Below are 3162 nucleotides of genomic sequence, written 5' to 3' on the forward strand. Positions count from 1 at the left end.
ACGCTGCGATAAGCCGTGGGGAGCTGCGAATGAGCTTTGATCCGCGGATTTCCGAATGGGGAAACCCACCTTCGACAATTCGTATTGTGACCTCTGCCTGCAAGGGTAGATGTTGCACTACGAATTGTCAGATGAAGGTATTGAACTCTGAATACATAGGGGTTCAAAGCTAACCCAGGGAACTGAAACATCTAAGTACCTGGAGGAAAGGACATCAACGAGACTCCGTTAGTAGTGGCGAGCGAACGCGGACCAGGCCAGTGCCTGACTGTAAGTTACCGGAAGTGGTTGGGAAACCACGCAATAATGGGTGATAGCCCCGTACGGATCTGCGAACAGTTGGGACATGAGTAAGGCGGGACACGTGAAATCCTGTCTGAACGTGGGGGGACCACCCTCCAAGCCTAAGTACTCCTCAGCGACCGATAGTGAACAAGTACCGTGAGGGAAAGGTGAAAAGCACCCCGACGAGGGGAGTGAAATAGCACCTGAAACCGAATGCTTACAAACAGTGGGAGCTCAAGGTTCGTCCTGGGTGACCGCGTACCTTTTGTATAATGGGTCAGCGACTTAATCTGACGAGCAAGCTTAAGCCGGTAGGTGTAGGCGCAGCGAAAGCGAGTCTGAACAGGGCGTTCAGTTCGTCGGATTAGACCCGAAACCGGGTGATCTAGCCATGAGCAGGTTGAAGGTAAGGTAACACTTACTGGAGGACCGAACCGGTGCCTGTTGAAAAAGTCTCGGATGACTTGTGGCTAGGGGTGAAAGGCCAATCAAACTCGGAAATAGCTGGTTCTCCGCGAAAGCTATTTAGGTAGCGCCTCGCGTGAATACTCTCGGGGGTAGAGCACTGGATGGGTGAGGGGTGCTTACCGCATTACCAATCCTAACCAAACTCCGAATACCGAGAAGTACTGCGCGGGAGACACACGGCGGGTGCTAACGTCCGTCGTGGAGAGGGAAACAACCCTGACTTACAGCTAAGGCCCCCAATTCGTGGCTAAGTGTGAAAGGATGTGGGAATCCCAAAACAACCAGGAGGTTGGCTTAGAAGCAGCCATCCTTTAAAGAAAGCGTAACAGCTCACTGGTCTAAACAAGGGTTCCTGCGCCGAAAATGTATCGGGGCTCAAGCCACGAGCCGAAGCTTAAGGTTTGCACTTTGTGCAAGCGGTAGCGGAGCGTTCCATAAGCCAACGAAGGCGGACCCGTGAGGGCTGCTGGAGGTATTGGAAGTGCGAATGCTGACATGAGTAACGACAAACAGTGTGAAAGACACTGTCGCCGAAAGTCCAAGGGTTCCTGCGTAAAGTTAATCTCCGCAGGGTTAGCCGGCCCCTAAGGCGAGGCCGAAAGGCGTAGTCGATGGGAATGAGGTGAATATTCCTCAGCCAGTTGGTAGTGACGGATCGCGTACGCTGTCAGATCTTATTGGATTGATCTGGCTTCCAAGCGGTTCCAGGAAATAGCTCCAACATTAGACCGTACCCTAAACCGACACAGGTGGACTGGTAGAGTATACCAAGGCGCTTGAGAGAACTATGCTGAAGGAACTCGGCAATTTACCTCCGTAACTTCGGGATAAGGAGGCCCAGTGCTTAGGCAACTAGGCATTGGGGGCACAGACCAGGGGGTAGCGACTGTTTAACTAAAACACAGGGCTCTGCGAAATCGTAAGATGACGTATAGGGTCTGACGCCTGCCCGGTGCCGGAAGGTTAAAAGGAGGTGTGCAAGCACCGAATTGAAGCCCCGGTAAACGGCGGCCGTAACTATAACGGTCCTAAGGTAGCGAAATTCCTTGTCGGGTAAGTTCCGACCTGCACGAATGGCGTAACGACTTCCCCGCTGTCTCCAGCATAGACTCAGTGAAATTGAATTCCCCGTGAAGATGCGGGGTTCCTGCGGTCAGACGGAAAGACCCCGTGCACCTTTACTGCAGCTTTGCGCTGGCATTCGTGTCGGCATGTGTAGGATAGGTGGTAGACTTTGAAGCCGGGGCGCCAGCTCTGGTGGAGTCATCCTTGAAATACCACCCTTATCGTCATGGATGTCTAACCGCGACCCGTCATCCGGGTCCGAGACAGCGCATGGCAGGCAGTTTGACTGGGGCGGTCGCCTCCCAAAGAGTAACGGAGGCGTGCGAAGGTGGGCTCAGAGCGGTCGGAAATCGCTCGTTGAGTGCAATGGCATAAGCCTGCCTGACTGCGAGACTGACAAGTCGAGCAGAGTCGAAAGACGGCCATAGTGATCCGGTGGTCCCGCGTGGAAGGGCCATCGCTCAACGGATAAAAGGTACGCCGGGGATAACAGGCTGATGATTCCCAAGAGTCCATATCGACGGAATCGTTTGGCACCTCGATGTCGGCTCATCACATCCTGGGGCTGGAGAAGGTCCCAAGGGTTCGGCTGTTCGCCGATTAAAGTGGTACGTGAGCTGGGTTCAGAACGTCGTGAGACAGTTCGGTCCCTATCTGCCGTGGGTGTAGGATATTTGAGAGGATCTGCCCTTAGTACGAGAGGACCGGGGTGGACGTACCTCTGGTGGACCTGTTGTGGCGCCAGCCGCAGTGCAGGGTAGCTATGTACGGACGGGATAACCGCTGAATGCATCTAAGCGGGAAACCCACCTCAAAACGAGATATCCCTTGAGAGCCGTGGAAGACGACCACGTTGATAGGCCGGGTGTGTAATCCCAGTAATGGGTTCAGCTTACCGGTACTAATTGCTCGATCGGCTTGATCGTTCTCATGATCAATGTCCGCGACACCAAAACGCGAAACATCAAACAAAGACCTTATGCTTGCCATATCCTTCGCCGGCCCGGTGGCTTGAGCGAGGAGCCAGAACCCGATCCCATCCCGAACTCGGCCGTTAAACTCCTCAGCGCTGATGGTACTGTGTCTCAAGACCCGGGAGAGTAGGTCGTTGCCGGGCCTGTCAAGGATATCCCTCATCACAATCACAAAACGCTCAAACGCGGCGGTCGACTAACGTCGCCGCCGCGTTGCCGTTTAAAGCCCAAAGGTTCCCCGGAAAGGCCAAACGCCCTCCAGGACAAAACCAAAAGGCAAACACCGTTGACGCGGGGTGGAGCAGCCCGGTAGCTCGTCAGGCTCATAACCTGAAGGTCGTCAGTTCAAATCTGGCCCCCGCAACCAAAT

Annotated in this window: 1 tRNA gene and 2 rRNA genes (1 of these 3 running past the window's edge); all 3 read left to right on the forward strand. The window is 54.3% G+C overall.

What is annotated here, in order from left to right:
- A 23S ribosomal RNA gene (locus AC2FAN_RS27075) occupies positions 1-2744 on the forward strand; it begins 63 nt to the left of the window's first position.
- A gap of 76 nt (positions 2745-2820) precedes the next feature.
- Positions 2821-2935, forward strand: a 5S ribosomal RNA gene (gene rrf, locus AC2FAN_RS27080).
- Between the two features lie 147 nt (positions 2936-3082).
- A tRNA-Met gene (locus tag AC2FAN_RS27085) sits at positions 3083-3159 on the forward strand.
- The last annotated feature ends 3 nt before the right edge of the window (positions 3160-3162 follow it).

The sequence above is a fragment of the Allobosea sp. RIT-PG3_2 genome (genome assembly GCF_057321085.1).